Origin of the sequence: Micromonospora sp. NPDC047812 (genome assembly GCF_040704175.1) — a bacterium.
Lineage (GTDB): Bacteria > Actinomycetota > Actinomycetes > Mycobacteriales > Micromonosporaceae > Micromonospora.
Genome location: NZ_JBEYRY010000004.1, coordinates 233,275 through 259,677 on the forward strand (window position 1 = coordinate 233,275; position 26,403 = coordinate 259,677).

Here is a 26,403-nt window from a genome sequence, read left to right on the forward strand (position 1 = left end):
GGGCCGTGGGCCGGGGCGCCGCCGGCCCGTCACCGGCCCGCTCCCGCGCCGCCGCCGACCGGGGCGTCGGAGTCGGCCGCGCCGGCCGCCTTCGCCGCCCGCCGGCGCCGCTTGCGCGGCGGCGGCACCAGCCCGGCCAGGTCGCCGCCGGTGTCGTTGAGCCGCACCAGGAACGGCCGCAGCGGCGTGTAACGGATCGCCGTCACCGAAGCCGGGTCGGCCACGATCCGCTGGAACAGATCCAGGTGTACGCCGAGCGCGTCGGCCACGATCGCCTTGATCACGTCGCCGTGGCTGCACGCCAGCCAGACCGCCTCGGGGCCGTGCTCCGCGGTGATCCGGGCGTCCCACGTACGCACCGCGGCGACCGCCCGCGCCGCCATCGCCGCCATCGACTCCCCCTCGGGGAAGACCGCGGCGCTCGGGTGCTGCTGGACCACCGGCCAGAGCGGCTCCTTGGCCAGCTTCTTCAGCGGCTGCCCCTCCCAGGCCCCGTAGCCGCACTCGATCAGCCCCTCCTCCACCACCGGGCTGGCCTGGGGCAGCGCCAGGTCCAGGGTCTGCCGGCACCGGATCAGCGGGCTGGTCACCACCGCCGCGAGCGGCACCGCCCGCAGCCGCTCACCGACCGCGCTCGCCTGGGCCCGGCCCGTCTCGTCCAGCTCCACGGGCTGGCGGCCGGCCAGCCCGCCGTCCGCGTTCGCGGTCGTCCGGCCGTGTCGCAGAAGCAGAAGGGTCGCCACGGGACCACCCTATGACCTGCGCCCGGCGTCGGTCGTCCGCCCGGGTGCGTGGGGTCGCGCCGTCCGCCCGAATTAGCGGGCATTGGCGACGGCGGCCCCCGGACCCTGCACGGGGTCCGGGGGCCGGCGGGCGCGGGCGGATCAGGTGGCGCTGATGGTGCCCGTCATCAGCAGGGCGAGCACCAGGGTGCCCAGCGCGACCCGGTACAGCACGAAGACGTACAGGGTGTGGTGGGCGACGTAGCGCAGCAGCCAGGCGATCGCCGCGTACCCCACGCCGAAGGCGATGATGGTGGCGACGATCATCTGGGCCACGCTCGGCACCGACGTGCCGGGGGCCGCCGGCTCGAACACGTCACCGACGCTGAAGATCCCGGACATCACCACCGCCGGGATGGCGAGCAGGAACGAGTAGCGCGCCGCCGCCTCCCGGGTGAGGTTGAGCAGCAGCCCGGCGGTGAGCGTGCCGCCGGAGCGGGACACCCCGGGGATCAGCGCCATCGCCTGGGCGAAACCCATCACCACGCCGTCGCGCATCCGGAAGTTCTCCAGGGTCCGGCTCTGCCGCCCCCAGTACTCGGCGAAGGCGAGCACGAACGCGAACACGATCAGGGTGGTGGCCACCAGCCACAGGTTCCGGCCGGCGGTGCGGATCTGGTCCTTGAACAGGAAACCGAACAGCCCGATCGGGATCGAGCCGACGATGACGTACCAGCCCATCCGGTAGTCGAGGCTGGAGCGCACCGACCTGTCCCGGATGCCGACCAGCCACGTACGGGTGATGCGCCAGATGTCCTTGGCGAAGTAGATCAGCACCGCCGCCTCGGTGCCCAGCTGGGTGACCGCGGTGAACGACGCCCCGGCGTCCTGGTCGAAGAAGATCGCCGAGGTGATCCGCAGGTGACCGGACGAGCTGACCGGAAGGAACTCGGTCAGTCCCTGGACGATGCCCAGGACGATGGCCTCGATCCAGGTCACTCCCCGACTCCCGAGAGGTCCAGCGCCTCGGCGACGGTACGCAGGGTGTGCACGCCGCTGTCCCGGTCGGCGGCGAACAGGCTCACGGACAGGGTGGTGACGCCGGCGGCGGCGTACTCCCGCATCCGCTCGGCGATGCGCTCCTTCGGGCCCAGCAGCGAGGTGCGGTCGATGAACTCCATCGGCACCGCGGCGGCCGCGTCGCGCTGCCGCTTGGCCAGGTAGAGCTCCTGCACCTCGCGGGCGGCGTCGCCGTAGCCCATGCGGGTGGCCAGCTGGTTGTAGAAGTTCTGCTGGCGGCTGCCCATGCCGCCGACGTAGAGGGCCGCGTACCAGCGGACCAGCTCGGCGCAGGTGGCGATGTCGTCGCCGACCACCACGGGCACCGACGGGACCACGTCGAAGCCGGCCAGCTCCTTGCCGGCCTTCGCCCGACCGGCGCGCACCGAGGCGAGCTGCTCCTCGGCGAACTCGGGGGCGTAGAAGACGGCCAGCCAGCCGTCGGCGATCTCGCCGGCCAGTTCCAGGTTCTTCGGGCCGACGGCGGCGAGGTAGATCGGTATGTGCTCGCGCGGCGGGTGGAAGCCCAGCTTCAGCGCCTTGCCCGGGCCGTCGGGCAGCGGCAGCGTGTAGAACTCGCCGTCGTACGCGACAGCCTTGCGGGCGACGGCCAGCTTCACGATGTCCACGAACTCGCGGGTCCGCGCCAGCGGCTTGGCGAACCGCACGCCGTGCCAGCCCTCGGAGACCTGCGGGCCGGACACGCCGAGGCCCAGCCGGAACCGGCCGCCGGACAGCGCGTCGATGGTCGCCGCGGTCATCGCGGTCATCGCCGGGGTACGGGCGGGGATCTGCATCACCGCGCTGCCCAGGTCGATCCGCTCCGTCTGCCCGGCCATCCAGGCGAGCATGCTCGGCGAGTCGGAGCCGTAGGCCTCCGCCGCCCACACCACCGAGTAGCCGAGTCGGTCCGCCTCCTGGGCGAAAGCCAGGTGATCGGCCGGCGTGCTCCACGCCGTCTGGTATCCGAGGCTGAGCCCGAGTCGCACTAGGTCCTCCCCCATCCGCACCACAGGTCGCATCAGGTTACGCAATGCCGGGAGGCGGCCCGTCCACCGGTCGCCACAACCGGGGGCGGCGCCCGGACGGTCGGAAACGCGACGCGCCCGCCACACTTGACGGGAGCGAGGATATCGGCGGGCCCTCGTTCGAAATAAGGTTCACCCATGCAACAGCGACCGCTCGGCCGAAGCGGGCTGGCGGTTTCGCGGCTCGCGCTCGGCACCATGACGTGGGGCCAGGACACCGACGCCGACGATGCGGCCGCCCAGCTGAAGAGTTTCCTCGACGCGGGCGGCAACCTGATCGACACCGCCGACGTCTACGGCGACGGCGACGCCGAGTCGGTGATCGGGTCGCTGCTGGGCTCCCTGGTGCCGCGCGAGGAGCTGCTGATCGCCACCAAGGCGGGGCTGCGGCCGGGCAGCGGCCGGCGCCGGGACGGTTCCCGGGGGCACCTGTTGCGCACGCTCGACGCGTCGCTGCGCCGGCTGGGCACGGACCACGTCGACCTGTTCCAGCTGTACGGGTACGACCCCGACACGCCGCTGGAGGAGACGCTGGCGGCGCTCGACCACGCGGTGGCCAGCGGTCGGGTCCGCTACGTCGGAGTGTCGAACTTCGCCGGCTGGCAGACCGCGCGGGCGGCCGCCTGGCAGGCCGCCTGGCCGGGGCGGGCCCCGGTGGTCGCGGCGCAGGTGGAGTACTCGCTGCTCGAGCGGGGCGTGGAGCGGGAGGTGCTGCCCGCCTGCGAGGCCCTCGGGCTGGGGGTGCTGCCCTGGTCGCCGCTGGGCCGCGGGGTGCTCACCGGCAAGTACCGGCACGGCCGGCCCGCCGACTCGCGGGCGGCCTCGCCGCACTTCGAGCGGTTCGTCGCCACCTACCTGGAGCCGCGCTGCTCCAGCATCGTGGAGGCGGTCGCCATCGCCGCGGGCGGGCTGGGCGTCTCCCCCACGGAGGTGGCGCTGGCCTGGATCCGCGACCGGCCCGGGGTGGTGGCCCCGATCCTCGGCGCGCGGACGGTCGGGCAGTTGCTCGGCGCGCTCCAGGTCGAGCGGATGACCCTGCCGGAGGAGATCGTCACCGCGCTGGACGACGTGTCGGCCGTCCCGGTGGGCTACCCCGAGCGCGACGGCTGACCCGCACGCGCGGGGACGGGGGCGCGGTCAGGCCGTGGGGCGCTGGCCGGGCAGGTCGCGTACGGCGGCGAGGAAGCGGGACTGGTCGTCGCGGGTGGCCGGGTTGACGATCCGGATCCACGACCCGTCGTCGAACACGATGGTGGACGGGAACTGCATGAGGCGGGCCGCGCCGTGGTCGGAGTCGATCCGGGCGATGCGCCGCCGCGGCACGCTCCACAGCACCTGGGGGCGCCGCCGGTCCTCGCGGTCGGGGTCGGGGCGCCGGCCCATCCGCAGCAGGTGCAGGTGGGTGTCGGTGACCGCCAGCGGGGTGCCGGTGTAGCGCTCGAGGAAGAGCAGCAGGCTGCCGGCGAGGGTGGCCAGGTCGCCGCTGAAGACGTACCGCCGCCGGTAGGCGATCTCGGCGAGCTGGTCGGCCAGCGGCCGGTAGCGGCTGAGCCGGAACAGCGCCCGGAACGCCTCCTGCTCGTCGGTGAGCGGCAGGGGCTCCCGGGGCGCGGCGCCCGGCGCGGGCTCCGGCTCGGCCGCCTCGGGCGTGCCCGCGGCGAGGACGGCGGCCTTGCCGGGCAGCAGCAGGACGCCGGCGGCGATCCGGACGGGCGTCAGCACGGCGTCGACCCAGGCGACCGGGTTGACGATGTTGAGCAGCCCGAACAGCGCGCGCGGGTCGAGCGCCTCGGCGACCTCCGCGGTCACCCGGTCGGCGAGCTGGCTGCCAACCCGGTGGTTCTCCGGGGCCCGGACCGGCGCGAGGCCGACGTAGCGGATCTCCTCGCCGGGCAGCAGGGGCGCGACCAGGGCACGCTCGGGCTCGTCGGTGGTGCGGAACTCGTCGCGCAGCTCACGGGCCTTGTCGCGGGCGACCCGCGCACCGCCCAGCACCGCGTCGGTCAGCCGGCCCAGCCGGCTGCGCCCCTCGGACACGCCCCACCCCCTCGATCGACCGTCACCTGCCAGCCGGTTGCTCCGCCGGCGGCTGCCCGAAGACATTCTGGTCGATCCACTCGGCGCCGCCCTGCACCGCCGCGTCGACCTTGTCGCCGACCTGGTCCATGCCGGGCACCGACAGGCCGGAGACCATCGCGACGGTGCCCCAGGTGGCGCCGTGCACGACGGAGTTCGGGATGTTCCACGGCAGGTTGGTGGCCCAGTCCCGGCCGATCATCCGCGCCCCGTCGGCCATGCCGTGCGTCCGCAGCGCCCCGAGGCGCTCGAACGTGCTCATGTCGAAGGGCGTGCCGGACTTGCCGAGCTTCCAGCTGCCCTTCGCCGGGTCCATGAACCTGTGGAACCACTTGTCGGCGTCGCCGGCGGCCCGGCGCTTGTCGGCGTACTTCTGGCCGGCGCGCAGCGCCTTCTGCTTGTCGACCAGCTTGTCCAGGTGGTTGCGCAGCTTGCGCAGGTAGAGCAGGACCCGTTGCAGCAGCCGGATGACCTTCTGCAGGTGCGTCGCCAGCGGCCGGATGATCTTCAACATCCGGGTCAGCGCGATCATGCCCCGGGTGACCCCCAGCGCCACCCCGGCCGCCCAGGAGGCCCCGGCCGTGAACGGGGCCATCAGCAGCGCGGTGACCAGCGTCACGAGCAGGAAGTTGACGAACTCGACGCAGATGTCGACCAGCACGTCGTGCACGGTCTGCAACGCGTCGGCGACGCCGCGCAGGTACTCGGCCGTGGCGGCGAACTGCTCGGCGACGCCCAGCAGCTGCTGCTCGACCTCGGCCATCCGCCGCCCGTACGCCTCGCCGGACGGGGAACGCCAGCCGGCCTGTTCGGCCTCGCGCACGCCGCGGTGGTTCATCGCCAGCTCGCGCACCTGCACGGCCAGCGCGTCCCACTCCGTGGCCTTGGCGCGCAGCGCGGCCGGCTCGCCGTCGACGAGGTCGACGAGCTGGATCAGCGGCCACGCGAGGGTGCGGCAGACGCTGTCGACCACCTTGTCCACGCCGGACAGGGCGTTGTCGATGCCGTTCCAGAGCTCGACGGCGGTGCCCGCGGGCCCGCTCACCGGGGCATCCCGGCGCCGATGGCGCGGAAGGAGGCGTCGATGTCCTGCTCGTTGCGCTCGTAGGCCTCGGCCGTCCCGCCCAGCGCGCCACCGACCCGCTCGAACGCGTCGTGGCCGGACCGGAACAGCTCCATCCCCCCGGTGACCTGCTCGGCGTACTTCTCGCGGAGCATGTCGCTGACGAACGGCAGGTGCCCGAAGGCGCCGTCCGGGATGTCGCCCGCGGACGTGATCCGGCTCTCCAGCGCGGTCAGCGAGGTGGCCACCCGCTTCGCCGCCGCCTCCAGCCGACGCACCGCCTGCACGTCGACGTCGATGTCAGGCACGCCGTTCCTCCCCCACTCGCCCGGCGGGACGACGATACGATCATGCCGCCGCCGGGCGCCACCCCGGACGGCACCGCGCACGGGAGGTTCTCATGTCTGACCCGCTGTCCGCGTTCGACGCCCTCGCCGGACGGCTCGCCGACATCGAACGCCGCTTCGCCGGGCTCAAGGACGACCTGGACGAGCTGAGCGCCACCGCCACCGACGACAGCGGCCTGGTGTCCGCGACCGTCGACGCCACCGGCGAGCTGACCGACCTGAGCCTGGCCCCGACCGCGCTGCGGGTGGGCACCGAGGACCTCGCGGCCATGGTGCTGCAGGCGTACCGGCAGGCCCGCACGGCGGCGACCGAGCAGCTCGACGAGCGCACCGGGGGTCTCGACGCGACGCTCGGCGCGGGCCTGAACGGGATCTTCGGCACCCCCGGTGACTTCGCCTCGCTGGGCCGCCTGGAGGAGGCCATGGGACGACTCGGCCGGCTCGACGGCCGCCTGCCGGGGCCGCCGGCATGACGTCGCCGGGCTGGCCAGAGATCGTCGCCCGGCTCCATGACACGTTGTCGGGCTGCGACCGCGACACCGACCTGGAACTCGCCGCCGGCCCCCGCCGGCTGCACCTGATGGTGCGCCGTGACACCGTCCGCGGGGTCTGCCCGCCCTACGACGAGCCGCGCCTGGCCGAACTCGGCTGGCAGGCGCCGCGCGGGGCCGGCGGCTGGTGGTACGAGACGCCGCGCACCGCCGAGGGCCTGCGCTGGTGGAGCGGGTTCGCGGCGCGCACCGCCGCCACGGTGCTCACCACGGAGCCCGGCGCGCTGTCCTGCCAGGTCCTCCCGCCCACCGGTCCCCGGGTGCGGCCGGAGCCGACCGTGCCGCCGGTGCCCCGCGTACGGGCCGCCGAACCCGTCGCCGGGGCCGCGCAGCCCGGTCCCGGGGCCGAGCAGCCGGTCGCCGGGGCCGGCACCGCGCGCGTGTCCGCCCCGCCGCCCGCGGAACCGCCCGCGGAACCGCCCGCGGACCTGCCCGCGGAACCGCCCGCGGACCTGCCTGGGGAGCCGCCCTCGGAGCTGCCCGCAGAACCGACTGCGGGCCTGCCTGCGGACCTACCCTCCGAGCCGGCCGGGGACGAGGAGCGGGACGGGGCGGACCCAGGCGGCCCGTCCGTGCTCGACCTGCTCAGCGAGGCCGGCGCGCGGCGGGACCTGCCCGGCTACCTCGGCATCCTCGCCGCCGCGGCGGTCTGCGTACCGCTGGCGGCGGAGCCGGGGCCGGAACGCGGCGTGCCGTGGACGATCGTCACCGACCCGACCGGGGCGCCGCTGCTGCCCGTCTTCACCTCCCCGGAGGCGCTGACCGCTTTCGCCGGACAGGGTGTGCCGTTCGTCGCCGTGCCCTGCGCGGACCTGCTCGCGGACTGGCCCGACCCGGCGTGGGGGCTGGTGGTGGACGCGGGCACCCCGCGCGCCCTGGCCCTGGGGGCGTCGTCGCTGGCCGCCCTGCTGGCGGCGAACCCGCCCACCGGCTGACCGCCGGAGGGCGGGCCGTACCCCTACCGGGCGCGCCGGCCGCGCCGGGCGAGCCGCACGGCGTAGACGACCGCGCCGACGACGAGCAGGACGCCCAGGAGCTGGAGGCCCGGCGAGTCGTCGGCCCCGCCGAGCACGATGCCGGCGACGCCGAGCGCGACGACGAGGAGGGCGATCAGGTACGTCATGGCATCTCCTTGAGAGCGGACCGGAATCTCATTCGTCGACCCACTCGAGCAGGTCGCCGGGCTGACAGTCGAGCACCCGGCACATGGCCTCCAGGGTGCTGAACCGGACGGCCTTGGCCCGGCCGTTCTTCAGCACCGCCACGTTCGCCGGCGTGAGCCCGACGCGCTCGGCGAACTCGCCGACGCTCATCTTGCGTTTGGCCAGTTCGACGTCGATGCGGACGACGATGGGCATCAGATCACCGCCTCCATGTCGGTCCGCAGCGTCGTGGCCTGCCGCAGCAGCGCGCGCATCACCACCATCAGCAGGCCCAGGACGGCGACGCCCACCAGCATCAGGAACAGCAGGAGCGGCAGCCCGGGGTCCGACGCGTTGAAGCCGACGTAGAGGAAGACGCCCAGCAGCACCACCCAGGCGGCGAGGATCGCCCAGACGATCGCGTCCACCCACCTCAACGAGGCGTCGCTGAAGATGCGGTCGTTCTTCACCAGGGTGAGCAGCTTCCAGGTGGACACGACCACCACCTGGACACACAGCACCCAGAACACCGCGACGGCGGTCATCGGCCACCTGAGGTAGGCCTGCTCCGGGGACTCCTCGGCCATGTGCGCGAACTGCCCGGGCAGCGAGAAGGTCTGGAGCATGACCAGGATCCCGAACAGCACCACGAGGAAGACTCTGAGCGGGGCTACCGCTCGATGCTCGTTGAACATGCATCGACTATCGCTCTCAACCTATCGAAAGTCAATAGGTTCGGCGATCGTCGGCAGGCCGGACGGTCACGCCGCGCAGCGGCGCGGGTCACCGGCGAGGGGGTGGCGAAGGCATCCCGGGCTGGGCAGCATGGAGGTCATGGACTACGAGTACGCGCCGCTGCGGCTGCCGCCGAACGTCGACCGGTTGACCGCCGCGGCGCAGTTGGCGATCCAGGCGGAGTTCTCCGGGTGGGAGTTGGCGCGGGTACGGCTGTACCGCGACGGCACGCGGCAGGTGGTGCTGCGTCGCCGCAGGGTCAACCAGCCGCAGCCGGGGCTGTCGTACTGACCACGACGAAGGCCCGGGGCCGACCGTTCGGTCGGCCCCGGGCCCGCACCGCCTGACCGGCGGGCCGTCACCGCCTAGTGGGCGTGGTCGTGCTCCTCGTCGAGCTCCATGAACGGGTGCTCGTCGAGCCGGCCGACCAGCCGGTCGTCGGCGGCCGGCTGGAACGGGCCCACCGGGTCGTCGTCGTCGAAGGACTCCAGGTCCACCGGGGTGCCGACCTCGCTGACCATCACCACGCCGTCGAGCGGCTCCAGCTCCGGCACGTCCAGCGCGCCGAGCGAGCCGTCGCCGCTCTGGAGCAGCTCCAGCACGGCCTCGCCGACGCCCTCGACGGGCTCCGGCTCGTCCTCCTCCGGGGTGCCCTCCCGCCGGGCGGCCTCGGCGACCCGGATCAGCGCCGACACGCTCGGCACCCGGTAGTCGCGCCGCTGGCGCACCGAGATGACGCGCGGGTGCGGGTCGGTGGGCTCCACGCCCTCCGCGGCCCCGAAGCGCTGGTCGGCCTCCTCGGGGTCGATCGACTCGACGTCCCACGGGGTGACCTCGCCGAAGGCGTCCAGGAGTTGCTCGTCGTACGCGAAGGACGCGTTGTTGAGCGCGACGTACGCCTGCCAGACGTCGTCGTCGTCGATGCGGCCCTGCGCGGCGCGGACGGCGGCCAGGTGGTGGCGGGCCGCATCGATCACGCGCTCGAGGGCGGCGTCCAGCTCACCGTGCTGGTCGGTCATGTGGGTCAGTCCCTTCACGATCAGAGGTTCCCGCCGGAACACCGGGTTCCTGGCGGGGGGCTAGCAGGTGCGGAGGAACCGGTCGAGAACCCGCACGCCGAACTGTAGTCCGTCCACCGGAACCCGCTCGTCGATGCCGTGGAACAGCGCGGAGAAGTTCAGGTCGGCGGGCAGCCGCAGCGGCGCGAAGCCGAAGCAGCGGATGCCGAGCTGCGAGAACGCCTTCGCGTCGGTGCCGCCGGAGAGCATGTACGGCACCGGGCGCGCCCCCGGGTCCTCCGCGCGCAGCGCGGCGGACATCGCGTCGACCAGGTCGCCGTCGAACGTCGTCTCCAGCGCCGGCTGGCGCTGGACGTACTCGATGACGATGTCGGGGCCGACCAGCTCGCGAAGCTGCCGCTCCAGCAGCTCCGACTGCCCCGGCAGGCTGCGGCAGTCGATGGTGGCGGTGGCCCGGCCGGGGATGACGTTGTCCTTGTAGCCGGCGGCGAGCCGGGTCGGGTTGGCGGTGTTGCGGATCGTCGCGCCGATGATGTTGGCGATCGGCCCGAGCTTCGCGATGGCCGTCTCCGGGTCCTCCGGGTCCAGCTCTACGCCGAGCAGGTCGGAGACCTCCTCCAGGAACGCCCGCACGGTGTCGGTGACCACCACGGGGAAACGGTGCCGGCCGATCCGGGCCACCGCCTCGGCGAGCGCGGTGACCGCGTTGTCGTCGTGGATCATCGAGCCGTGCCCGGGGCGGCCCTTGGCGTGCAGGCGCAGCCAGTCGATGCCCTTCTCGGCGGTCTCGATGAGGTAGAGCCGCTGGCTGTCGTTGACCGAGTACGAGAAGCCGCCGACCTCGCCGATGGCCTCGGTGCAGCCGTCGAACAGACCGCGGTGCCGCTCGACCAGGAAGTGCGCGCCGTAGTCGCTGCCCGCCTCCTCGTCGGCCGTGTACGCGAGGACGATGTCCCGGGGCGGGCGGACCCCGGTGCGCTGCCAGTGCCGCACCACGGCTAGCACCATCGCGTCGAAGTCCTTCATGTCGATGGCGCCCCGGCCCCACAGGTAGCCGTCGCGCAGCTCCCCGGAGAAGGGGTGCACCGACCACTCGTCGGCGTCGGCGGGGACGACGTCGAGGTGGCCGTGCACCAGCAGCGCCCCGCGGCCCGGGTCGGTGCCGGGGATGCGGGCGACCAGGTTGGCCCGGCCGGGCGCCGACTCGTGGATGACGGACTCGACGCCCACCTCGGCCAGCTTCTCCGCCACGTACTCGGCGGCGAGGCGTTCCCCGGCGCTGGTGTCGTTGTCCCCGGTGTTGGTGGTGTCGATCCGCAGGAGGTCACGGCAGAGGTCGACGACCTCGTCGGTGGGATCGGGTCGGGCGGCGGCGGCGTCGGTCGTCATCGGTTCTTCATACCAGCCCACGGGCCCGCTGCGGTCGCCCCGCCCCGCCTGGTCGACGCCGGCGGCGGGGCACGGCCGGCGACCGGGCCCGGTTTCGCCGCCGACACGGCCGGGTACCGCCGCTCGCGACCGCTCCCCACCACGTGCGCCGCCCGCCAAAGAGGAGGGCACCATGACCGTTCCCCTGCCACCGCTGCCGCCGACCGGAGAGGACGAAGGCTTCCGACCGGGCGGGCGCAGCATCGCCGACATCCTCGACGCCGAGCACCGGCAACTGCGGGAGCTGCTGCGGCGGCTCACCGACCCGGGCCCGGAGCCCGCCCCCGAGCGTGGCCTGGAGGTGCTGACGGCGGCGCTGTCCCGGCACCTCTCCGCCGAGGAGCAGTACCTGCTGCCCGCCGTCCGGAGCGCGCTGCCCGACGCGGCGGACCGGATCGACCGGGCCATCGCGGACGACCGGGCCCTGCTGACCGCCCTGAAGGGGCTCGCCGACGAGGGGCTCGCCGACGTCGCCGCGCGGGTCCACCGCCACGTCGAGGAGGCGGGCGCGCTCGTCGCGGCGCTGCGCGAGGTGGCCAGCGCCGAGGAGCTGATCCGCCTGGGCAACCGGCTGGAGATCGCCGAGGAGGCGGCCCCGACGCGTCCGCACCCCGGCACCCCGGCGACCCCGCCGTGGAACCGGGTCGTCGAGCCCGCCGTGGGCGTCGTCGACAAGGTCCGCGACGCCGTCACCGGCCGCCCCACGTACCTAGCCGACCTCACCGAACGGCCGCCGGGCTGAGCCGGCGGCGGGCGCGGTCGGAGCAGATCGCGCACACATCGGAAAGCGTTGATCCGTTCGGGGCCTTCCGTCGGCCGCTACGGGGTCATACCGTCACGGTATGAATCTGGAGCTGCGACACCTGAGGGTGGTCTGCGCGATCGCGGAGACGGGGAGCGTGACCAAGGCGGCATCGACGCTCGGCCTGGCCCAGCCGGCACTCACCGCCCAGCTCCAGCGCATCGAGCGGACCCTGGGCGGGCCCCTGTTCGAACGGGACCGCCGCGGCGCGCGCCCGACCGCCCTCGGCGAGCTGGTGCTCGCCCGGGCGCGGGTGCTGCTGCCGGCGATGAAGGGCCTGCAGGACGAGGCGGCCCGGCTGGCCGGCGCGGGGGACACGCCGCGCCGGTACCGGTTCGGCGGGGTGAACAGCCCCATCCTCGGCCGGCTCGTGCACCGGCTCGCCGCCGAGCCCCCACCCGCACAGATCACCACCCACGCCTCCTGGTCGGCCGACGAGCTGGCCCAGCTGGTCGCCGGCGGCCGGCTGGACTTCGCGCTGATCGGGGTGTGCGGCGACGCGGCCCCGCCCGCCGAGCTCGGGTTGAGCTGGCGGGAGGTGGCGGTCGACCCCGTGCTGGTGCTGCTGCCGGAGCAGCACCCGCTGGCCGGGCACGCCGAGGTGAGCCTGGTGGACCTGAGCCGCGAGCAGTGGGTCGCCGCGCCCGGCGACGGCTGCTTCGGCGACTGCTTCGCCGCCGCCTGCGCCCGCGCCGGCTTCACCCCCCGCAAGGTGTACGAGACCGACGTGCGCTGCTGCATCGACATGGTGGACTCCGGCGAGGCGATCGCGCTCTGCCAGGCCACCTTCCGCCCGGTCGCCGGGTTGGTCACCCGGATGCTGGCCGGGACGCCGCTGCGCTGGCGGCTGATGCTGGGCTGGCACCCCGACTCCCCCGCCGCCCGCGACGCCGAACTGGTGCTGGAGACCGCGCTGGCCGCGTACACCGACTCGCTGGCGGCCCACCCGGAGTACCTGGCCTGGCTGTTGCGGAACCCGGGCTACGGGGCGCGGAGGCTGACGGCCGCCGGGGCCGACGGGGTGCGAACCGCGTAGCGCCGGGTATCAGGCGGACATGACCGATGCCAACCCCGCCGCCGACGACCGGGAGATCCTCCGGCAGGCCGCCGCCACGCACACCGCCGCCGCCCGCGACGTGGAGGCGTTCCTGCGTCGCCTGCCCGAGGTGCCCGACCCGGCGGACGTCACCGAGTACGCCAACCTGCTGACCCGCGAGGAGCGGGCGCGCGCCGACCGCGAGGCGGCGGCCGACGCCGCGGGCCTGACGATCGGCAGCCTGGAGAGCGACCACGGTTGACCACGGCCGGCGGCGCCCGGGTCCTCCCGGGCGCCGCCTCCTGCGCGGGCTCAGCGTTCGACGAGGACGTCGTGGCCCAGGTCGAGCAGGGAGTGCCGCCACTCGTCGTCGGCGTTGCCGCGCGGCGGCTTCTCGTCCAGCAGGGACTGGATCTCGTCGATCGCGTCCCGCATCACCCGGATGTCCTCCGGCGTGAGGTCGACCTTGCGTTTGGTCAGCACCCGCAGGATCCGCCGGCCCAACCCGGGCAGGTCGAGATCCGGGTCGGGCCCGAACGACTCCTCCCCGGAGCCGCGGGTGAGCAACCACTGCCGCAACTGCTCCGACGGGACGTTCACCTGGGCGTGGAAGTCGTCCCAGAGCACCTCCACATCGGGTTCGAGCCGCTGCTCGCGTACCATCAGCCCTCCTCTCGACGGCGGCGGTCGGACTCCGCCGGCTCCGGGTCGTCGCCCTGCTGGCCCACGTCCTCCGGCGGCATCCGCACCCGGGTGGGGTTGGCGGTCGGCGGGGCCACGATCGGATCGGTGCGCTCGCTCTCGTCCCGGCTCTCCTGGGGTTCGCTCATGTCCGCCCTCCGGTCATCGGGGATGGGACGTCGTGGCCGGGGTGTAGCCGCGCTCGCCGGCCGTGACGTCGAAGGCGAGTTTCCCGTCGCGGGCGTCCACGGTGATCTTCTGGCCGGGTGAGACCGCCGACTCCAGCAGCATCCGGGACAGCTGGTTGTCCACCTCCCGCTGGATGACCCTGCGCAACGGCCGGGCGCCGAACTCCGGCTGGTAGCCGTGCTCGGCGATCCAGTCGACGGCGGCGGTGGTGAAGTGCACCTGGATGTCCTGCGCGTGCAGGCGGCGGCGGGTCTCCTCCAGCAGCAGGCCGGTGATCTGGCGCAGCTGCTCGGCCTCCAGCCGGCGAAAGATGATCACCTCGTCGATGCGGTTGAGGAACTCCGGTCGGAAATTCTCCTGGAGCCGGCGCATCAGCCGCTCGCGCAGCTCGTCGCGCTCCTGCTCGCCGCCGTCCGCGCCGGTGCCGAACCCGACGGCGCGCTGGGCGCCGGTGATCAGTTCCGAGCCGAGGTTGCTCGTCATGATCAGTACGGTGTTCTTGAAGTTGACCGTACGGCCCTGACTGTCGGTGAGCCGCCCGTCGTCGAGCACCTGGAGCAGGATGTTGAACACGTCGGGGTGGGCCTTCTCGATCTCGTCGAGCAACACCACCGCGTACGGGCGGCGGCGGACCGCCTCGGTGAGCTGGCCGGCCTCCTCGTAGCCGACGTACCCGGGCGGGGCGCCGACGAGCCGGCTGACCGTGTGCCGCTCCTGGAACTCGCTCATGTCCACCCGGACCATCCGGTCGGCCTCGCCGAACAGCGCCTCCGCGAGGGCCCGGGCCAGCTCGGTCTTGCCGACGCCGGTGGGCCCGAGGAAGAGGAAGCTGCCCATCGGGCGGTCCGGGTCGGCCAGCCCGGCCCGTGAGCGGCGGACCGCCTCGGCGACCGCGGTGACCGCGTCCTCCTGGCCGACCACCTTCTCGTGCAGGTGGCCCTCCAGGCGCAGCAGCCGGTCGCGTTCCTCCTCGGTGAGCTGGCTGATCGGGATGCCGGTGGCGCGGGAGACCACCTCCGCGATCTCCTGCGGCCCGACGGCCGGCACCTGCGACGAACCGCCCTCGTCGCCCCGGGCCCGGCGGATCTGCTCCTCCAGCTCGGCGAGCTGGTCGCGCAGCGCGGACGCCTTCTCGTACTGCTCGTCGGCGACGGCCTGCTCCTTGTCCCGGCGTACCTCGTCGAGCTGCGTCTCCAGCTCCCGCACGTCGGAGGCCGGGGTGCGGGTGCGCAGCCGGACCCGGGCGCCGGCCTGGTCGATCAGGTCGATCGCCTTGTCCGGCAGGAACCGGTCGGTCACGTACCGGTCGGACAGCTCGGCCGCGGCGACCAACGCCTCGTCGGTGAACCGCACCTGGTGGTGGGCCTCGTAGCGGTCGCGCAGCCCGCGCAGGATCGCCACGGTGTCGTCGACGGTGGGCTCCGGCACGAACACCGGCTGGAACCGGCGGGCCAGCGCCGCGTCCTTCTCGATGCTCTTGCGGTACTCGTCCAGCGTGGTCGCGCCGATCACCCGCAGTTCGCCCCGGGCCAGCGCCGGCTTGAGCATGTTCGAGGCGTCCATGCCGCCCTCGCTGCCCGCCCCGCCCGCGCCGACCAGGGTGTGGATCTCGTCCAGGAAGACGATCAGCTCGTCGCGGTGCGCCCGGATCTCGTCGATGACCTTCTTCAGCCGCTCCTCGAAGTCGCCCCGGTACCGGGTTCCCGCCACCAGGCCGGCCAGGTCGAGCTGGACCACCCGTTTGCCGAGCAGCGTCTGCGGCACGTCGCCGTCGCAGATCCGTTCCGCCAGGCCCTCCACGATCGCGGTCTTGCCGACGCCGGCCTCGCCGATCAGCACCGGGTTGTTCTTCGTCCGCCGGGACAGGATCTCGACGGCCTGCTCGATCTCGTCGGCCCGGCCGATCACCGGGTCGATCTGGTCGTTGCGGGCCAGGTCGGTGAGGTCCTGGCCGTACTGGTCGAGGGTGGGCGTGCCACGGTCGGGCCGGGGCCCGGTCATCGGCCCGCGCTCGGCGCTGGCCGCCTGCAACGACTCGGGCTGGATCCGGCCGGCGGCGAGCATCCGGCCGGCCGGGGACTCCGGGTTCAGCGGCAGCGCCATCAGGATGTGCTCGGGCCCGATGTAGTTGGCGCCCATCGCCCGCGACAGCTGGTGGGCGTCGAGCAGCGCCCGCTTGGCCGCGGGGGTGAGCGACAGGTTGGGCGGCACCTCGCCCTTGGGCGCGCCGTCGCCGCGCCCACCGAGCGCGTTGAGCAGCGTGTCCGGGTCGGCGCCGGCGCGGCGGACGAGGTCGCGCAGCGGTTCGCGTTGCAGCGCGGCCCAGAGCAGGTGGTCCGTGTCGAGGTCGCTGCTCTGCCGCTGGGCGGCCCGGCGGGCCGCGTCGGCCAGCATCTCCCTGGCGTCGGCGGTCATCAGCCGGGTGATGTCGACCCGGTGCGCGGGTCGGCGCCCACCCTCGCCCCGGCCGAAGTACCGGGCCAGGAACTCGTCCCAGGGGTCGGAGCCGAAGTCACCGGGTCCCATCATGTCTGTCCTCCGCAGTCGGGCGCGACGGTCGCCAGGGGCTACCCCGCGACCGTCGCGACAAACGCCGCCACCACGGGGCGGGCAGGGCACCTCGCCGCCACCAAGGGGCGGGCGGGCGTCTCGCCGCCGCCCGGGGCCGGTGAGGGTGCCGTGCGCGCCGGCGGGGCGGACGGGTGGCAGGCTGGCGGCATGGACCCGACGACGCCGCTGCTCATCGTGGACGCCGCCAACGTGGTGGGATCCCGCCCGGACGGCTGGTGGCGGGACCGCTCGGGCGCGACCGCCCGGCTGCGCGACTCGCTGGCCCCGGTGGCCGCCGCCGGGCTGCCCCCGCAGCTGCCGCCCCCGGTGGAGGTGGTGCTGGTGGTGGAGGGCCGGGCGCGGGACGTGCCGGGTACGGCCGGGGTCCGGGTGGTCGCCGCGCCCGGATCCGGGGACGACGCCGTCGTCGACCTGGTCGCCGCCGCGCCCCAGCGCCGGCGGCTGGTCGTCACCGCCGACCGTGAGCTGCGGGAACGCGTCACCGCGCAGGGCGCCGAGGTGTACGGACCGCGCTGGCTGCGGGACCGGCCGGCCCCACCCGGGTAGTCCCGTCAACCGGACCACCGGCGCTTGCGGTCGACAACCGGTCAGCGGGGCAGGAACACTGACAGGGCGGATGTTCTCTCACCGTGAGGGATAGGCTCTAATGGAGGCCTCCCCGCCCCCAGGAGGTTTCGCCGTGGCGAGCGTCGCCGAGCTCAAGGCAGCCATCGATGTCGCGCTCCAACAGATCGGCGACGGCCAGAGTGCCGTGCAGGCAGCCGGCGAGAAGCTGGCCGAGGCGCAGCAGACCCTGGCCGGCGCGCTGGAGGGCAGCGGGCACGAGACGGTCGAGGCGGCCCAGTCCTCGCTGACCCAGGCCAGCCAGGAGCTGGAGGAGTGCCTCGCCGCGACACTCGTCGCCGTCGAGCAGGCGCAACTCTACGTCGCGACGCTCTGAGGTTCGGCCGTGTCCATCGTCGAGGACGTCGGCGCACAGGTCCGCGCCGCCGCCGATGACCTGCCGCTCGCGCAGCTGGCCCTGGCGCTGGAGAAGTTCGGGCTGGCCGCCGAGCGGCTGCGCTGGGTCCGCCAGGAGTCGGCCGACCCGATGGGGGTGCCGGAACTCTCCGCCGCCACCGAGCACGCCGAGACCGCCGGCTACGCGCTGCGCGTCGCGCAGGAGCAGCTCTCGGCGTACCTGGCCGCGATCGGGCTGGCCGGCGACGGCTCCCCGGCCCCGGGGCCGCAGGAGCAGCGGCGCCGGCCCGCCCACGACGCGCCGCGCGAGGCGGCCCCGGGGGCTCCGGCGCCGGAGCCGGCCGCCGAGGTGGCGCCCCGCCGCTGGTGGGCCGTGCGGGTGGCCGAGCTGACGGGCGGCCGGGAGGGCCCGCCCGAGCAGCCCGACGAGAAGGTCGACGACGCCCGGGAGTTGCTGCGCCGGGTGGTCGGCGGGGTCCGTGCCGGCGACCGCGACCGGCTGCACACCGAGCTGCGTCGCGCGCACGCCGACGTCGGCCTCGGCCTGGCGGCGGTGGCCCCGCCGCTGCTGCGCGAGCTGGCCGGGGAGCTGCTCGGGCACCCCCCGCGCGCCGAGGACCTGGGACGGTTGCACCGCGAGCTGGACGGCCGGGTGCGGGACCTGCTGCCCGGCCTGCCCCCCGCGGTGCTGGACACGCTGCTGACCCGGATCTGCCGGATGCCCCCGCCCCGGCGCGACGAGGCGGAGCAGCCGCACGCCGCCGACCCGGCCGTCACCGCGGGGGTGCTCACCGGGGTGTTGCTGGCCCGGCTCGGCCGGGACCTGCCCACCGACGACGAGCGGGCCCGGCAGTCCGAGAAGGCCCGGGAGCGACGCGCCGCCGCCGAGCGGGACCGGCAGGCGGAGACCGCCCGCGACCGCGCCGACGACGCCGAGTGGCAGCGACGCGCCGGCGCCGCGAAGGGCCGGGTGGCCGCCGCGCGCGAGCGGGTCGCGGCGGCCCAGAACCGGGCGGAGGCGGCACACGACCAGGCGACCGCGGCCCGGGAGCGGGCGGCGACAGCCGCCCAGGCCGCGTCGAAGCCGGACCGGGCGGCGACCCCCGGCCAGCCCGGCCCGACGGCCGACCGGGCGGCGACGCACGGCCGGCCCGACCCGACGCCGGACCGGCCGACGCACGGCCGGCCCGGCGGGCCGACCGGCTCCGGCGGCGCGACCGGCTCCGGCGGCACGGCGGCGCGACGCGGTGCACCGGCCGCCGACGCAAGCGTCGCGGGACGGCCCGGATCGGCCGGCCGCGTCTGGTCGAGCCCGCCCTCGGGCCGGCGGCCGTCGGGCGGCACCGCGGACCCGCGCGGGCGGGGCGTCGATGGCTGACCGGCGCAACCAGCTGGTCACCCGGGTCCGGGGCATGCTGGGCGAGGCCCTCGGCGCCACCCGGACCCGGCTGTCCACCGCGCAGGCGGAGCTGACCACCGCCCGGGAGCGGCTGGCGAAGGTCCGGCGGGCCGCGGCGGTGGTGCCGGAGCGGGTGGGCGCGCAGCGTGACCGGCGGCTGGCCGAGATCGACGATCGGCACGCCGCACGGATCGCGGAGCTGGCCCGGCGCGCCGCGGACGCGGCGCAGCGGGAGGCCCCCGGGGCGGCCTCGGCGGACTGGACGCGGTGGCGACCGACCCCGACCCGGCGGGCCGAGCCGCCGGGCGCGCTGCGCATCGGCACGGTACGCATCCCCGGCGCCGAGCCGGTGCCCGCGCTCGTGCCGCTGCTCGACGCCGGCCACGTCGAGCTGACCGGGGACGACCGGGAGGGCTGCGACGCGGTGGTGTCGGCGCTGCTGCTGCGCGGCGTCGGGCGCGCCGACCCGGGCGCCGTCCGGCTGGTCGGCTACGACCCCGAGCACCTGGGCGGCGGCCTGGCCGGTTTCGCCCCCCTCGGCACCGCCGGGCTGCTCACCTTCGTCGGCCCGGGCGGGCTGGCCCGGCTGCTCGACGACCTGGTCGAGCAGATCCGCCGGATCAACGAGACGGTGCTGGCCGGGGAGTACGTCTCGCTGCGCGAGCTGGCCGCCGCCACCGGTCGCCGGCCCGAGCCGTGGCGGGTGGCGGTGCTGCTGGGCGGGGACGAGCTGTCGCGGCACGAACGCGGCCAGCTCGACCGGGTGGTCCGCACCGGGGCGGCCTGCGGCGTGCACCTGGTGGTGCGGGGCGTGTCGCTGCCCGAGGATCCCACCGTGACCCGGGTGGGCGCGCACGCCGACGGCGCCCGGATCGGCGGGCCGGCCGGCCTGCCCGTACGCCTCGACCCGCCGCCCCCACCCGTCCTGGTCACCGAGACCTGCCGGGAGGTGGCGGCGCGGGTCAACGCCGGCCCCGCCCCGACCCCCTTCACCGACCTGCTGCCGCCGGTGGAGCAGATGTGGCGGGAGGATTCCGCCACCGGCCTGACCGCCCCGATCGGCGAGGGCCCGCACGGCCGGCCGGTGCTGCTCACCCTGGGCGACTACCCGCCGCACGCGTTGATCGGCGGCCCGTCCGGCACCGGCAAGACGAACCTGATCTTCGCCTGGATCGGGGCGCTGGCCGCCCGCTACTCCCCCGCCGAGCTGGAGTTCTACCTGCTGGACTTCAAGGAGGGGGTGTCCTTCGCCCGGTTCGCCAAGGGCCGGCGGGACCCGAGCTGGCTGCCGCACATGCGGCTCGTCGGGATCAACGTCAACACCGACCGGGAGTTCGGCCTGGCGTTGCTCCGCTTCCTCGCCGAGGAGCTGCGCCGGCGGGCCGACGCCGCGAAGAAGCACGAGGTCACCAAGCTCGCCGAGCTGCGCGCGGTCGACCCCACGGGGCACTGGCCGCGGATCGTCGCGGTGGTCGACGAGTTCCAGATGCTGCTGGCCGGGCGGGACGTGGTCGCCCGGGAGGCCGCCGACCTGCTGGAGGACCTGGCCCGGCGCGGCCGGTCCCAGGGCATCCACCTGGTGCTCGCCTCGCAGGACGTACGCGGCATCGAGGCGCTGTGGGGCCGGCCGGCCCTGGTCGCGCAGTTCACGTTGCGCATCGCGCTGCCGAAGGCGCTGCGGATCCTCGCCGAGCGCAACGACGCCGCCCAGTCCCTGCCGCGCCACCACGCCGTGGTCAACGCGGAGTCGGGCATGGCGGAGGGCAACCAGGTGGCCCGGATCCCGTCGGCCAGCGACTGGGAGACGTGGAGCGAGTTGCAGCACCGGCTGTGGCGGATGCGCCCGCAGGACGCCGCGCCGGCCCGGCTCTTCGACGGCGACGCGATCCCCCGCCTCGCCGACGCGCCGGACTTCCGGGCGCTGAGCGCGCCGGAGGCGGGGCACCCGCGTACGCCGGTGGCGCTGCTCGGCGAGATCATCGACGTGCAGTCCCGCTCGGCGGCGTTGCGGCTGCCCCGGGCTCCCGGCCGCAACCTGGCGGTGCTCGGCACCCGGGTGGACGAGGCGTGCGCGGTGCTCGACGCGGCGGCCCGCTCCCTGGCCCGCCAGCACCGCCCCGGCACGGCCCGCTTCTCGATCGCCTGCCTCGACCCGGACGCCGACCCGGCCGCCCGGTCCCTCTACGAGGATCTCGCCGACGACGCCGCCTGGTACGACGAGGAGACGGTCGGCGAGCTGATGGCCGAGACCGCCGAGGGGCTCGGCGCGCCGGGCAGCCCGCACTACCTGCTGTTGTTCGCCGTCGACGCGGCGGCCGGGGCGTTGGCCGCGCGGATCGGCCGGCGCACCGGGCTGGAGGAGCTGCGCCGGATCCTGCACGACGGGCCGGAGCGGCGCACCCACGTGCTGGCCTGGTGGCGCGGCGTCGCCCGGATGCGGGCGGACCTGGGCGGCCCGGCGGCCCGGACGGACCAGATCGGCGCCTGGGTGGCCCTGGACGCCCACGGCGGCGAGCTGGGTTCGTCGCTGTATCCGGGCACCGGCGGCCCGGACTGGTATCCCCGCCCCTGGCGGGGGTTGTTCTTCGACCGGGCGGTGCACCGCACCGGTCAGGTGATCATCCCCTACGGACCGGCGCGATGAACGAACCGGTGACCAGTGAGTCGTACGCGGCCCAGATCCGTCGGCTGGCCGAGCTGAGCGCGCGGGTGCGCGTCCAACGGGCCGAGGCGCACACCTGGCACGCCCAGCAGTGCGCCGCGGCCGAGCGGGCCGTCGCCGACGCGGAGGCCGAGCTGCGGCGCGCGGAGCGGGAACTGGTCGACGCCCGCGAGGAGCAGGAACGGGTGGACGCCGAGGTCGCCGACCTGTGGCAGCTGCTGCGCGGCCGGCTCGGCGGCTCGGGCCGGCGGGCGGGCGGGCCACCGGCGCCGGTGCCCGGCGCGACGGGCGACCCGGCTCCGCTGCTGGCCGGCGTGCGGGACCTGCTCAACCGCACCCGCCAGCCGGGTGACCTGCCGGGCTCGGTCAACCCGTTGCTGGCGTTGTGCGGGGTGGCGGGCGCCGTGCTCGCGTACGCCCTCGGCGGCGCGGCCCGGGCGGCCGGCGACCGGTACGGCGGCGAGCTGGCCGTCGGGCTGCCGGTGCTGGCCCTGGTGGTGACGCTGCTGGGCCCGCTGGTCGGTCTGGTGCCGGCGAAGGTCCTCGCCGACCGCCGGCACGCCGTGCTCGGCCCCCGGCCGATGACCGTCGTGCTCGTCGCCGGGCTGGTGACCACCGTCGCGCTGCTGGTCGCCGGCCGCTGAGCCTGCGACCCCGCCGCTGAACCGAGGCCCGCCGCTGAAACCGAGGCCGGCCGCTGAAGCGTGGCCCCGCCGCTGAACCGTGCGCCGCTGAGGCGCGGCCCCGCTCAGGCGGGGACCAGCACCGCCTCGCGCAGGAGTCGGCGGGCCAGGCTGAGCCGGTCGGCGTCGTCGTCCAGGCCCGGCAGGTCGCCGACCCGGACGGACCCGGCGCCGAGCAGGGCACGCACGGCCGGCGCGCACGACGCGGGCAGGGTGATCGTGCGGTCGAACAGCACCAGCGCGACCTGGTCACCGCGCGGGGCGAGCCGCCAGCGCAAGCCGGGCCGCGGGGCGAGCCGCGTGTCGGCATCCAGCGCCGCCAGCGCGGCGGCCTGGGCCAGGGGTCGGATGGGCGCGGGCCGGGCGGCCGGCCAGGCGCGCTGCCGCAGCCGCGCGGCGACGGCCGCCGGGTCGGCCCGCAACAGCCAGTCCCGCAGCGCCTCCACCGTCTCGGTCAGCTCCGGCTCGATCGCGTCCGGGTCGGCGACGTCGGTGCCGAACGGCAGCGTGGCGCGCAGCCGCTGGTCCTCGGCGGCGAGGGCGAGCAGTTCCTCGACCATGGCGTAGCGGGTCAGCGCCCGGACGCCGACGGTCAGGTGCAGCGAGCTGGACTCCTGGGCCTGCGCACTGTGCAGCCAGCCGCGGGGCAGGTAGAGCGCGTCACCGGGGGCGAGCACCACGTCCAGCGCGGCGGGCCCGTCGGCGGTGGCGGCGACCTCGTCGGCCCGGCCGCCCCACGGCTGCTTCTCCAGCGGGTCCGGCAGCACCGGCGGGTGGATCCGCCAGTGCTTGCGGCCGTCGACCTGGAGGACGAAGACGTCGTGGGTGTCGTAGTGGGTGGCGAAACCCTGGCTGCCGGCCGGGGTCAGGTAGGCGTTGACCTGCAACGGCTGCCCGACGGCGGTGCCGAGCTCGCGGGTGAAGTCGGTCAGGGCCGGCCAGGTGCGGTGCAGCCCCTGCAGGACGAGGGTGGCGCCGCCGGCGTACAGCTCCAGCACCCGCTCGTCGAGGACCTGGTCGGCGATCTCGGCGCCGGCACCGCCGCCGCCGGTGAAGCGGGCCGCCGGCACGAGCTGGCCGTCCTTGGCGATCCGCAGGAACGGGGTACGCAGGCCGCGGCGGCTGAGCAGCTCGTCGGCGTCAGCGGGGCTGAGCAGGTCGGTGAAGCCGTCCCGGTTGGGCAGCTCGTCGGCGCGGGAGAGCAGCGGCGTGCGTCCCCAGTGGGCGGCGGCGAACTTCGCCGGCTCGACCGACACGCAGCGGGCGAGCGCGGCGGAGGCCTCGGACGGAACCGCCGGGCGGCCGTCGCCGCCCGGCGGGTCGATGTCAGTCATGGCGGTCCGTCAGGCGCTGCCGTCGGCGCCACCGTCGTGCTGGCCCGGAGTGGCACCGCCGTCGGCGGGACCCTCCGCGCTGCCGTCGGCGCCACCGTCGTGCTGGCCCGGGGTCGCGCCGCCGTCGGCGGGACCCTCCGCGCCCTGGTCCGCGCCCTGGTCGGCACCGCGCTCGGCGCCGCGGTCGGCACCACCGTCGGCGCCACCGTCCTGCTGGCCCGGGGTCGCGCCGCCGTCGGCCGGGCCCTCGAGGCCGCCACCGCTGGTGGTCTGCATGTCGTCGTCGTTGAGTGCCATCGGTGCTCCCTAGGGATGTGCCGCCCCGCCGTTACGCCGGGGTCCGTCGTGCAGCGGGTGGTACCCCACACGCGATCTTCTCTAACCACACCGTAGACGCCCGTTCCGGTTCACACCGGCGGTTCGCCGTGCCCGGTCCCCGGCCGACCGGAGGCACGGCGCGGCGCGCGGTGCAGGGCGGACGCCCAGGTGTCCGGCGTCGTGCCGTCCGCCGGGGTCGTGCCGCCCGGCGCGGCGGCGCCGACGGTGACAGGATGGTCCTGCCCGACCAGGAGGTGACGATGACCGAGCCGACCGGGCCGCGCCCGCTGGAGCCGGTGACCGAGCAGTGGCAGCGCGCGCTGGCGATCGTGGCGCACCCCGACGACCTGGAGTTCGGCGCCGCCGCCGCGGTCGCCCGCTGGACGGCGCAGGGCAAACAGGTCGGCTACTGCCTCGTCACCAGCGGCGAGGCCGGCATCGACGCGATGCCCCCGCCGCGGGCGAGGGAGGTCCGGGAGCGGGAGCAGCGCGAGTCCGCGGCCCTGGTCGGGGTGGAGACCGTGGAGTTCCTCGGCCTTCCCGACGGCATCCTGGAGTACGGCGTGCCGCTGCGTCGCGCCCTGGCCGGGGCGGTCCGCCGGCACCGGCCCGAGATCGTCATCACCAACAACTTCCGGGACACCTGGGACGGCGCGTACGCCCTCAACCAGGCCGACCACATCGCCACCGGCCGGGCGGTGCTGGACGCCGTCCGCGACGCCGGCAACCGGTGGGTGTTCCCGGAGCAGCTCGTCGACGGGGTGGAGCCGTGGAACGGGGTGCGCCAGGTCTGGGCCGACTCCTCGCCCCTCGCCACGCACGGGGTGGACGTCACCGACACCTTCGCGCGGGGCGTGGCCTCGCTGCGGGCGCACGAGGCTTACCTGACCGGGCTGGGCGACGGCGGCTTCGACCCCGAGGAGTTCCTCGAAGGACTCAGCCGTCCCGTCGGCGACCGGCTGGGCGTCCGCCACGGCGCCGCCTTCGAGGTCTTCCACTTCGGTCCTCAGTAGGGACGACGGATGATCCTGCTCGGCACCTCGGGTTGGCAGTACCGCGACTGGCGGGGCCCCTTCTATCCGGCCGGGCTGCCGCAGCGGCTCTGGCTGGAGCACTTCGCCGCCCGGTTCGCCACGGTGGAGGTGAACAACGCCTTCTACCGGCTGCCCGAGCGCGACACCTTCGCCGCCTGGCGGGCCCGCACCCCCGACGACTTCTGCGTGGCGGTGAAGATGAGCCGCTACCTCACCCACGTCAAGCGCCTGCGCGACCCCGCCGAGCCGGTGGCCCGCTTCCTGGGCCGGGCCACCGCGCTCGGCGACCGGCTCGGGCCCGTGCTGGTGCAGCTGCCGCCGAACCTGTCCGCCGACCCGGCGGCGCTGGACGCCACGCTGCGGCTCTTCCCCGCCGACGTGCGGGTCGCCGTCGAGCCGCGGCACCCGTCGTGGTGGACCGACGCCACCCGTGCGGTGCTGGAACGGCGGCGGGCGGCACTGGTCTGGGCCGACCGGCTCGGCCGGCCCGTCGCACCCCGCTGGCGCACCGCCGACTTCGGCTACCTGCGCCTGCACGAGGGGCGGGCCAACCCCTGGCCCCGGTACGGCCGCACCTCGCTCGCCTCCTGGGTACGCCGGCTCGCCGACGCGTTCGGCGACGACGAGCCCGCGTACGTCTACTTCAACAACGACCCCGGCGGCGCCGCCATCGTCGACGCGACCGCCTTCGCCGCGCTCGCCCGCCGGGCCGGCCGGTCGGTCAGCCGCGTGCCCGCGACGACGCCGCAGGTTCCCGACGACCGGGGCGAGGCGGTGGCGCCGAGCGCGCCGGCGTGAACGGCACGCGGTCCGCTCCACCGGGGGCGGAGCGGACCGTCGCGGACGAGCGGCGCGTCAGGGAATGATGTTGGCCATGTCCTTGGGCATGGTGGCCTTCACGTCGTCCCATTCGCCCTGGGTCACGTGCCGGCGCAGGGTGTCGAGCACCACCTGCACCACGCGCTCCGGGCCGCCCTCGACGTCGTACGGGAAGCCCTGCCGGACCTCCAGCAGGAAGTCGTCCCGGTTGAGCTTGATCGGCACGTCCGACGGCTTCCAGCCGTCGAAGTAGATCCCGCGCACGAGCACCGGCAGCTGCGCGGCGAACTCCACGCTCTCCTGCACCGGCATCCGGTCGCGCAGCAGGTGCAGCACCGTGCGCAGCGCGCAGTAGGACTGGTTGCGTTGCTCCTTGGGCCATCCGTAGGCCTGCTCGATGTCCTTGAGGATCAGGTTGGTCTTGTCCATCGAGGACTCGAACGCGGAATGCAGCTGCTCAGCCATCTGTCCACCCCCGTACGTCGGTCTCCCACCGTCGGTCGTCGTCACGTCGCGGCGGCCCCACCGGGCCGCGCGGCTGCCGGGTCGGGCCGACCCGGGCGGGGCGCGGTGCCCACCGCGCGTCGGCGGACGACCCGACGACGTGCAGCACGGCGCCGGGTCGTCGACCCGGTACCAACCGAACCGTCATCTCCACCCACCTCCGTGGTGTCGCCTTCCGCGGCCACGGTCGACCGCACACACCGTCCATGCTGCGCGGCGTCGGGATGAGCGGCCCTCACCC

At 75.1% G+C, this 26,403-nt stretch carries 30 protein-coding genes and 1 pseudogene; 14 read left to right on the forward strand and 17 right to left on the reverse strand.

What is annotated here, in order from left to right; genetic code table 11:
• Positions 1 to 29: 29 nt before the first annotated feature.
• The 3 genes from AB0883_RS18860 to AB0883_RS18870 form a co-directional block, all read right to left on the reverse strand.
• A complete protein-coding gene (locus AB0883_RS18860) occupies positions 30 to 743 on the reverse strand; it encodes a histidine phosphatase family protein (protein WP_366642445.1) in 714 nt (237 codons plus the stop codon).
• A 141-nt stretch (positions 744 to 884) separates the two neighbouring features.
• Complete coding sequence (locus AB0883_RS18865; RefSeq protein ID WP_366642446.1) at positions 885 to 1,721, reverse strand: undecaprenyl-diphosphate phosphatase; 837 nt, start codon at positions 1,719 to 1,721, stop codon at positions 885 to 887.
• Positions 1,718 to 2,770 carry an LLM class F420-dependent oxidoreductase gene (locus tag AB0883_RS18870; protein WP_121397963.1) on the reverse strand — a complete coding sequence of 351 codons (1,053 nt, stop codon included), beginning with the start codon at positions 2,768 to 2,770 and terminating at the stop codon, positions 1,718 to 1,720. Before AB0883_RS18870 ends, AB0883_RS18865 begins: the two co-directional genes overlap by 4 nt.
• A gap of 177 nt (positions 2,771 to 2,947) precedes the next feature.
• Here AB0883_RS18870 and AB0883_RS18875 point away from each other — a divergent pair, with 177 nt between their 5' ends.
• The gene (locus AB0883_RS18875) at positions 2,948 to 3,919 is read left to right on the forward strand and encodes an aldo/keto reductase (protein ID WP_366642447.1); all 972 of its coding nucleotides are present in this window, start codon (positions 2,948 to 2,950) and stop codon (positions 3,917 to 3,919) included.
• A gap of 27 nt (positions 3,920 to 3,946) precedes the next feature.
• Here the strand turns inward: AB0883_RS18875 and AB0883_RS18880 are convergent, their stop codons facing one another.
• From AB0883_RS18880 to AB0883_RS18890, 3 genes are read right to left on the reverse strand one after another with little or no spacing between them, the layout of a single operon-like run.
• Entirely contained in the window at positions 3,947 to 4,846 is a 900-nt protein-coding gene (locus tag AB0883_RS18880) for a hypothetical protein (protein WP_366642448.1), read from the reverse strand.
• A gap of 22 nt (positions 4,847 to 4,868) precedes the next feature.
• Complete coding sequence (locus AB0883_RS18885) at positions 4,869 to 5,930, reverse strand: hypothetical protein (RefSeq protein WP_366642449.1); 1,062 nt, start codon at positions 5,928 to 5,930, stop codon at positions 4,869 to 4,871.
• Entirely contained in the window at positions 5,927 to 6,256 is a 330-nt protein-coding gene (locus AB0883_RS18890) for a hypothetical protein (protein ID WP_121397959.1), read from the reverse strand. Before AB0883_RS18890 ends, AB0883_RS18885 begins: the two co-directional genes overlap by 4 nt.
• 92 nt (positions 6,257 to 6,348) lie before the next feature.
• Between AB0883_RS18890 and AB0883_RS18895 the strand changes: the two genes are divergently transcribed.
• Positions 6,349 to 6,768: a YbaB/EbfC family nucleoid-associated protein gene (locus tag AB0883_RS18895; RefSeq protein WP_366642450.1), complete on the forward strand. Its 420-nt coding sequence runs from the start codon at positions 6,349 to 6,351 to the stop codon at positions 6,766 to 6,768.
• The gene (locus AB0883_RS18900) at positions 6,765 to 7,781 is read left to right on the forward strand and encodes an SseB family protein (RefSeq protein WP_366642451.1); all 1,017 of its coding nucleotides are present in this window, start codon (positions 6,765 to 6,767) and stop codon (positions 7,779 to 7,781) included. Before AB0883_RS18895 ends, AB0883_RS18900 begins: the two co-directional genes overlap by 4 nt.
• 23 nt (positions 7,782 to 7,804) lie before the next feature.
• Here the strand turns inward: AB0883_RS18900 and AB0883_RS18905 are convergent, their stop codons facing one another.
• The 3 genes from AB0883_RS18905 to AB0883_RS18915 are packed head-to-tail and all read right to left on the reverse strand — an operon-like array spanning position 7,805 to position 8,638.
• Positions 7,805 to 7,969 (reverse strand): hypothetical protein, encoded by a 165-nt coding sequence (locus AB0883_RS18905; protein WP_366642452.1) that lies wholly within the window; start codon positions 7,967 to 7,969, stop codon positions 7,805 to 7,807.
• 28 nt (positions 7,970 to 7,997) lie between these two features.
• Positions 7,998 to 8,204, reverse strand: a complete 207-nt coding sequence (locus AB0883_RS18910) for a helix-turn-helix transcriptional regulator (RefSeq protein ID WP_026874506.1) — start codon at positions 8,202 to 8,204, stop codon at positions 7,998 to 8,000.
• On the reverse strand, positions 8,204 to 8,638 hold the full coding sequence (locus tag AB0883_RS18915) for a DUF2975 domain-containing protein (RefSeq protein WP_366642454.1): 435 nt from the start codon (positions 8,636 to 8,638) through the stop codon (positions 8,204 to 8,206). The genes AB0883_RS18910 and AB0883_RS18915 overlap by 1 nt, the downstream gene beginning before the upstream one ends.
• Positions 8,639 to 8,822: 184 nt before the next feature.
• Here AB0883_RS18915 and AB0883_RS18920 point away from each other — a divergent pair, with 184 nt between their 5' ends.
• Positions 8,823 to 9,014, forward strand: coding sequence for a DUF5703 family protein (locus AB0883_RS18920; RefSeq protein ID WP_013734349.1), 192 nt, complete (start codon positions 8,823 to 8,825; stop codon positions 9,012 to 9,014).
• Between the two features lie 74 nt (positions 9,015 to 9,088).
• Here the strand turns inward: AB0883_RS18920 and AB0883_RS18925 are convergent, their stop codons facing one another.
• Positions 9,089 to 9,742, reverse strand: coding sequence for a hypothetical protein (locus AB0883_RS18925; RefSeq protein ID WP_366642657.1), 654 nt, complete (start codon positions 9,740 to 9,742; stop codon positions 9,089 to 9,091).
• 60 nt (positions 9,743 to 9,802) lie between these two features.
• Positions 9,803 to 11,131: a M20/M25/M40 family metallo-hydrolase gene (locus AB0883_RS18930; RefSeq protein ID WP_366642455.1), complete on the reverse strand. Its 1,329-nt coding sequence runs from the start codon at positions 11,129 to 11,131 to the stop codon at positions 9,803 to 9,805.
• A 172-nt stretch (positions 11,132 to 11,303) separates the two neighbouring features.
• Here AB0883_RS18930 and AB0883_RS18935 point away from each other — a divergent pair, with 172 nt between their 5' ends.
• The 3 genes from AB0883_RS18935 (at position 11,304) to AB0883_RS18945 (ending at position 13,270) form a co-directional block, all read left to right on the forward strand.
• Positions 11,304 to 11,912 (forward strand): hemerythrin domain-containing protein, encoded by a 609-nt coding sequence (locus AB0883_RS18935; RefSeq protein ID WP_121397954.1) that lies wholly within the window; start codon positions 11,304 to 11,306, stop codon positions 11,910 to 11,912.
• A gap of 100 nt (positions 11,913 to 12,012) precedes the next feature.
• Positions 12,013 to 13,008: a LysR family transcriptional regulator gene (locus AB0883_RS18940; protein ID WP_366642456.1), complete on the forward strand. Its 996-nt coding sequence runs from the start codon at positions 12,013 to 12,015 to the stop codon at positions 13,006 to 13,008.
• A 19-nt stretch (positions 13,009 to 13,027) separates the two neighbouring features.
• Complete coding sequence (locus tag AB0883_RS18945; RefSeq protein WP_366642457.1) at positions 13,028 to 13,270, forward strand: hypothetical protein; 243 nt, start codon at positions 13,028 to 13,030, stop codon at positions 13,268 to 13,270.
• A gap of 50 nt (positions 13,271 to 13,320) precedes the next feature.
• Here the strand turns inward: AB0883_RS18945 and AB0883_RS18950 are convergent, their stop codons facing one another.
• Genes AB0883_RS18950 through AB0883_RS18960 form a run of 3 tightly spaced genes read right to left on the reverse strand, consistent with a single transcriptional unit; the run spans position 13,321 to position 16,407 of the window.
• Entirely contained in the window at positions 13,321 to 13,671 is a 351-nt protein-coding gene (locus tag AB0883_RS18950) for a DUF3140 domain-containing protein (protein WP_121397951.1), read from the reverse strand.
• The gene (locus AB0883_RS18955) at positions 13,671 to 13,838 is read right to left on the reverse strand and encodes a hypothetical protein (protein ID WP_366642458.1); all 168 of its coding nucleotides are present in this window, start codon (positions 13,836 to 13,838) and stop codon (positions 13,671 to 13,673) included. Before AB0883_RS18955 ends, AB0883_RS18950 begins: the two co-directional genes overlap by 1 nt.
• Positions 13,839 to 13,851: 13 nt before the next feature.
• On the reverse strand, positions 13,852 to 16,407 hold the full coding sequence (locus AB0883_RS18960; RefSeq protein ID WP_366642459.1) for an ATP-dependent Clp protease ATP-binding subunit: 2,556 nt from the start codon (positions 16,405 to 16,407) through the stop codon (positions 13,852 to 13,854).
• Between the two features lie 189 nt (positions 16,408 to 16,596).
• Here AB0883_RS18960 and AB0883_RS18965 point away from each other — a divergent pair, with 189 nt between their 5' ends.
• The 5 genes and pseudogenes from AB0883_RS18965 to AB0883_RS18985 all read left to right on the forward strand — a co-directional run bounded on the left by AB0883_RS18965 (position 16,597) and on the right by AB0883_RS18985 (position 22,114).
• The gene (locus AB0883_RS18965) at positions 16,597 to 16,995 is read left to right on the forward strand and encodes a hypothetical protein (RefSeq protein WP_366642461.1); all 399 of its coding nucleotides are present in this window, start codon (positions 16,597 to 16,599) and stop codon (positions 16,993 to 16,995) included.
• Positions 16,996 to 17,128: 133 nt separating this feature from the next.
• Positions 17,129 to 17,389: a hypothetical protein gene (locus tag AB0883_RS18970; RefSeq protein WP_089000636.1), complete on the forward strand. Its 261-nt coding sequence runs from the start codon at positions 17,129 to 17,131 to the stop codon at positions 17,387 to 17,389.
• A 9-nt stretch (positions 17,390 to 17,398) separates the two neighbouring features.
• Positions 17,399 to 18,412, forward strand: a pseudogene (locus AB0883_RS18975) (hypothetical protein); the annotation flags it as partial.
• 367 nt (positions 18,413 to 18,779) lie between these two features.
• Positions 18,780 to 21,452 carry an FtsK/SpoIIIE domain-containing protein gene (locus AB0883_RS18980; protein ID WP_366642463.1) on the forward strand — a complete coding sequence of 891 codons (2,673 nt, stop codon included), beginning with the start codon at positions 18,780 to 18,782 and terminating at the stop codon, positions 21,450 to 21,452.
• On the forward strand, positions 21,449 to 22,114 hold the full coding sequence (locus AB0883_RS18985; RefSeq protein ID WP_366642464.1) for a hypothetical protein: 666 nt from the start codon (positions 21,449 to 21,451) through the stop codon (positions 22,112 to 22,114). Before AB0883_RS18980 ends, AB0883_RS18985 begins: the two co-directional genes overlap by 4 nt.
• Before the next feature lie 104 nt (positions 22,115 to 22,218).
• Here AB0883_RS18985 and AB0883_RS18990 read toward each other — a convergent pair whose 3' ends face one another.
• Positions 22,219 to 23,487 carry a cupin domain-containing protein gene (locus tag AB0883_RS18990; protein ID WP_366642465.1) on the reverse strand — a complete coding sequence of 423 codons (1,269 nt, stop codon included), beginning with the start codon at positions 23,485 to 23,487 and terminating at the stop codon, positions 22,219 to 22,221.
• A gap of 9 nt (positions 23,488 to 23,496) precedes the next feature.
• On the reverse strand, positions 23,497 to 23,784 hold the full coding sequence (locus AB0883_RS18995) for a hypothetical protein (RefSeq protein ID WP_088993704.1): 288 nt from the start codon (positions 23,782 to 23,784) through the stop codon (positions 23,497 to 23,499).
• Between the two features lie 254 nt (positions 23,785 to 24,038).
• Here AB0883_RS18995 and AB0883_RS19000 point away from each other — a divergent pair, with 254 nt between their 5' ends.
• Together AB0883_RS19000 and AB0883_RS19005 are read left to right on the forward strand one after the other, a co-directional pair.
• Entirely contained in the window at positions 24,039 to 24,818 is a 780-nt protein-coding gene (locus tag AB0883_RS19000) for a PIG-L deacetylase family protein (RefSeq protein ID WP_366642466.1), read from the forward strand.
• 9 nt (positions 24,819 to 24,827) lie between these two features.
• On the forward strand, positions 24,828 to 25,637 hold the full coding sequence (locus AB0883_RS19005; RefSeq protein WP_366642467.1) for a DUF72 domain-containing protein: 810 nt from the start codon (positions 24,828 to 24,830) through the stop codon (positions 25,635 to 25,637).
• A 57-nt stretch (positions 25,638 to 25,694) separates the two neighbouring features.
• Here the strand turns inward: AB0883_RS19005 and AB0883_RS19010 are convergent, their stop codons facing one another.
• Positions 25,695 to 26,123 carry a DUF2267 domain-containing protein gene (locus AB0883_RS19010; RefSeq protein WP_357876791.1) on the reverse strand — a complete coding sequence of 143 codons (429 nt, stop codon included), beginning with the start codon at positions 26,121 to 26,123 and terminating at the stop codon, positions 25,695 to 25,697.
• Between the last annotated feature and the right edge of the window lie 280 nt (positions 26,124 to 26,403).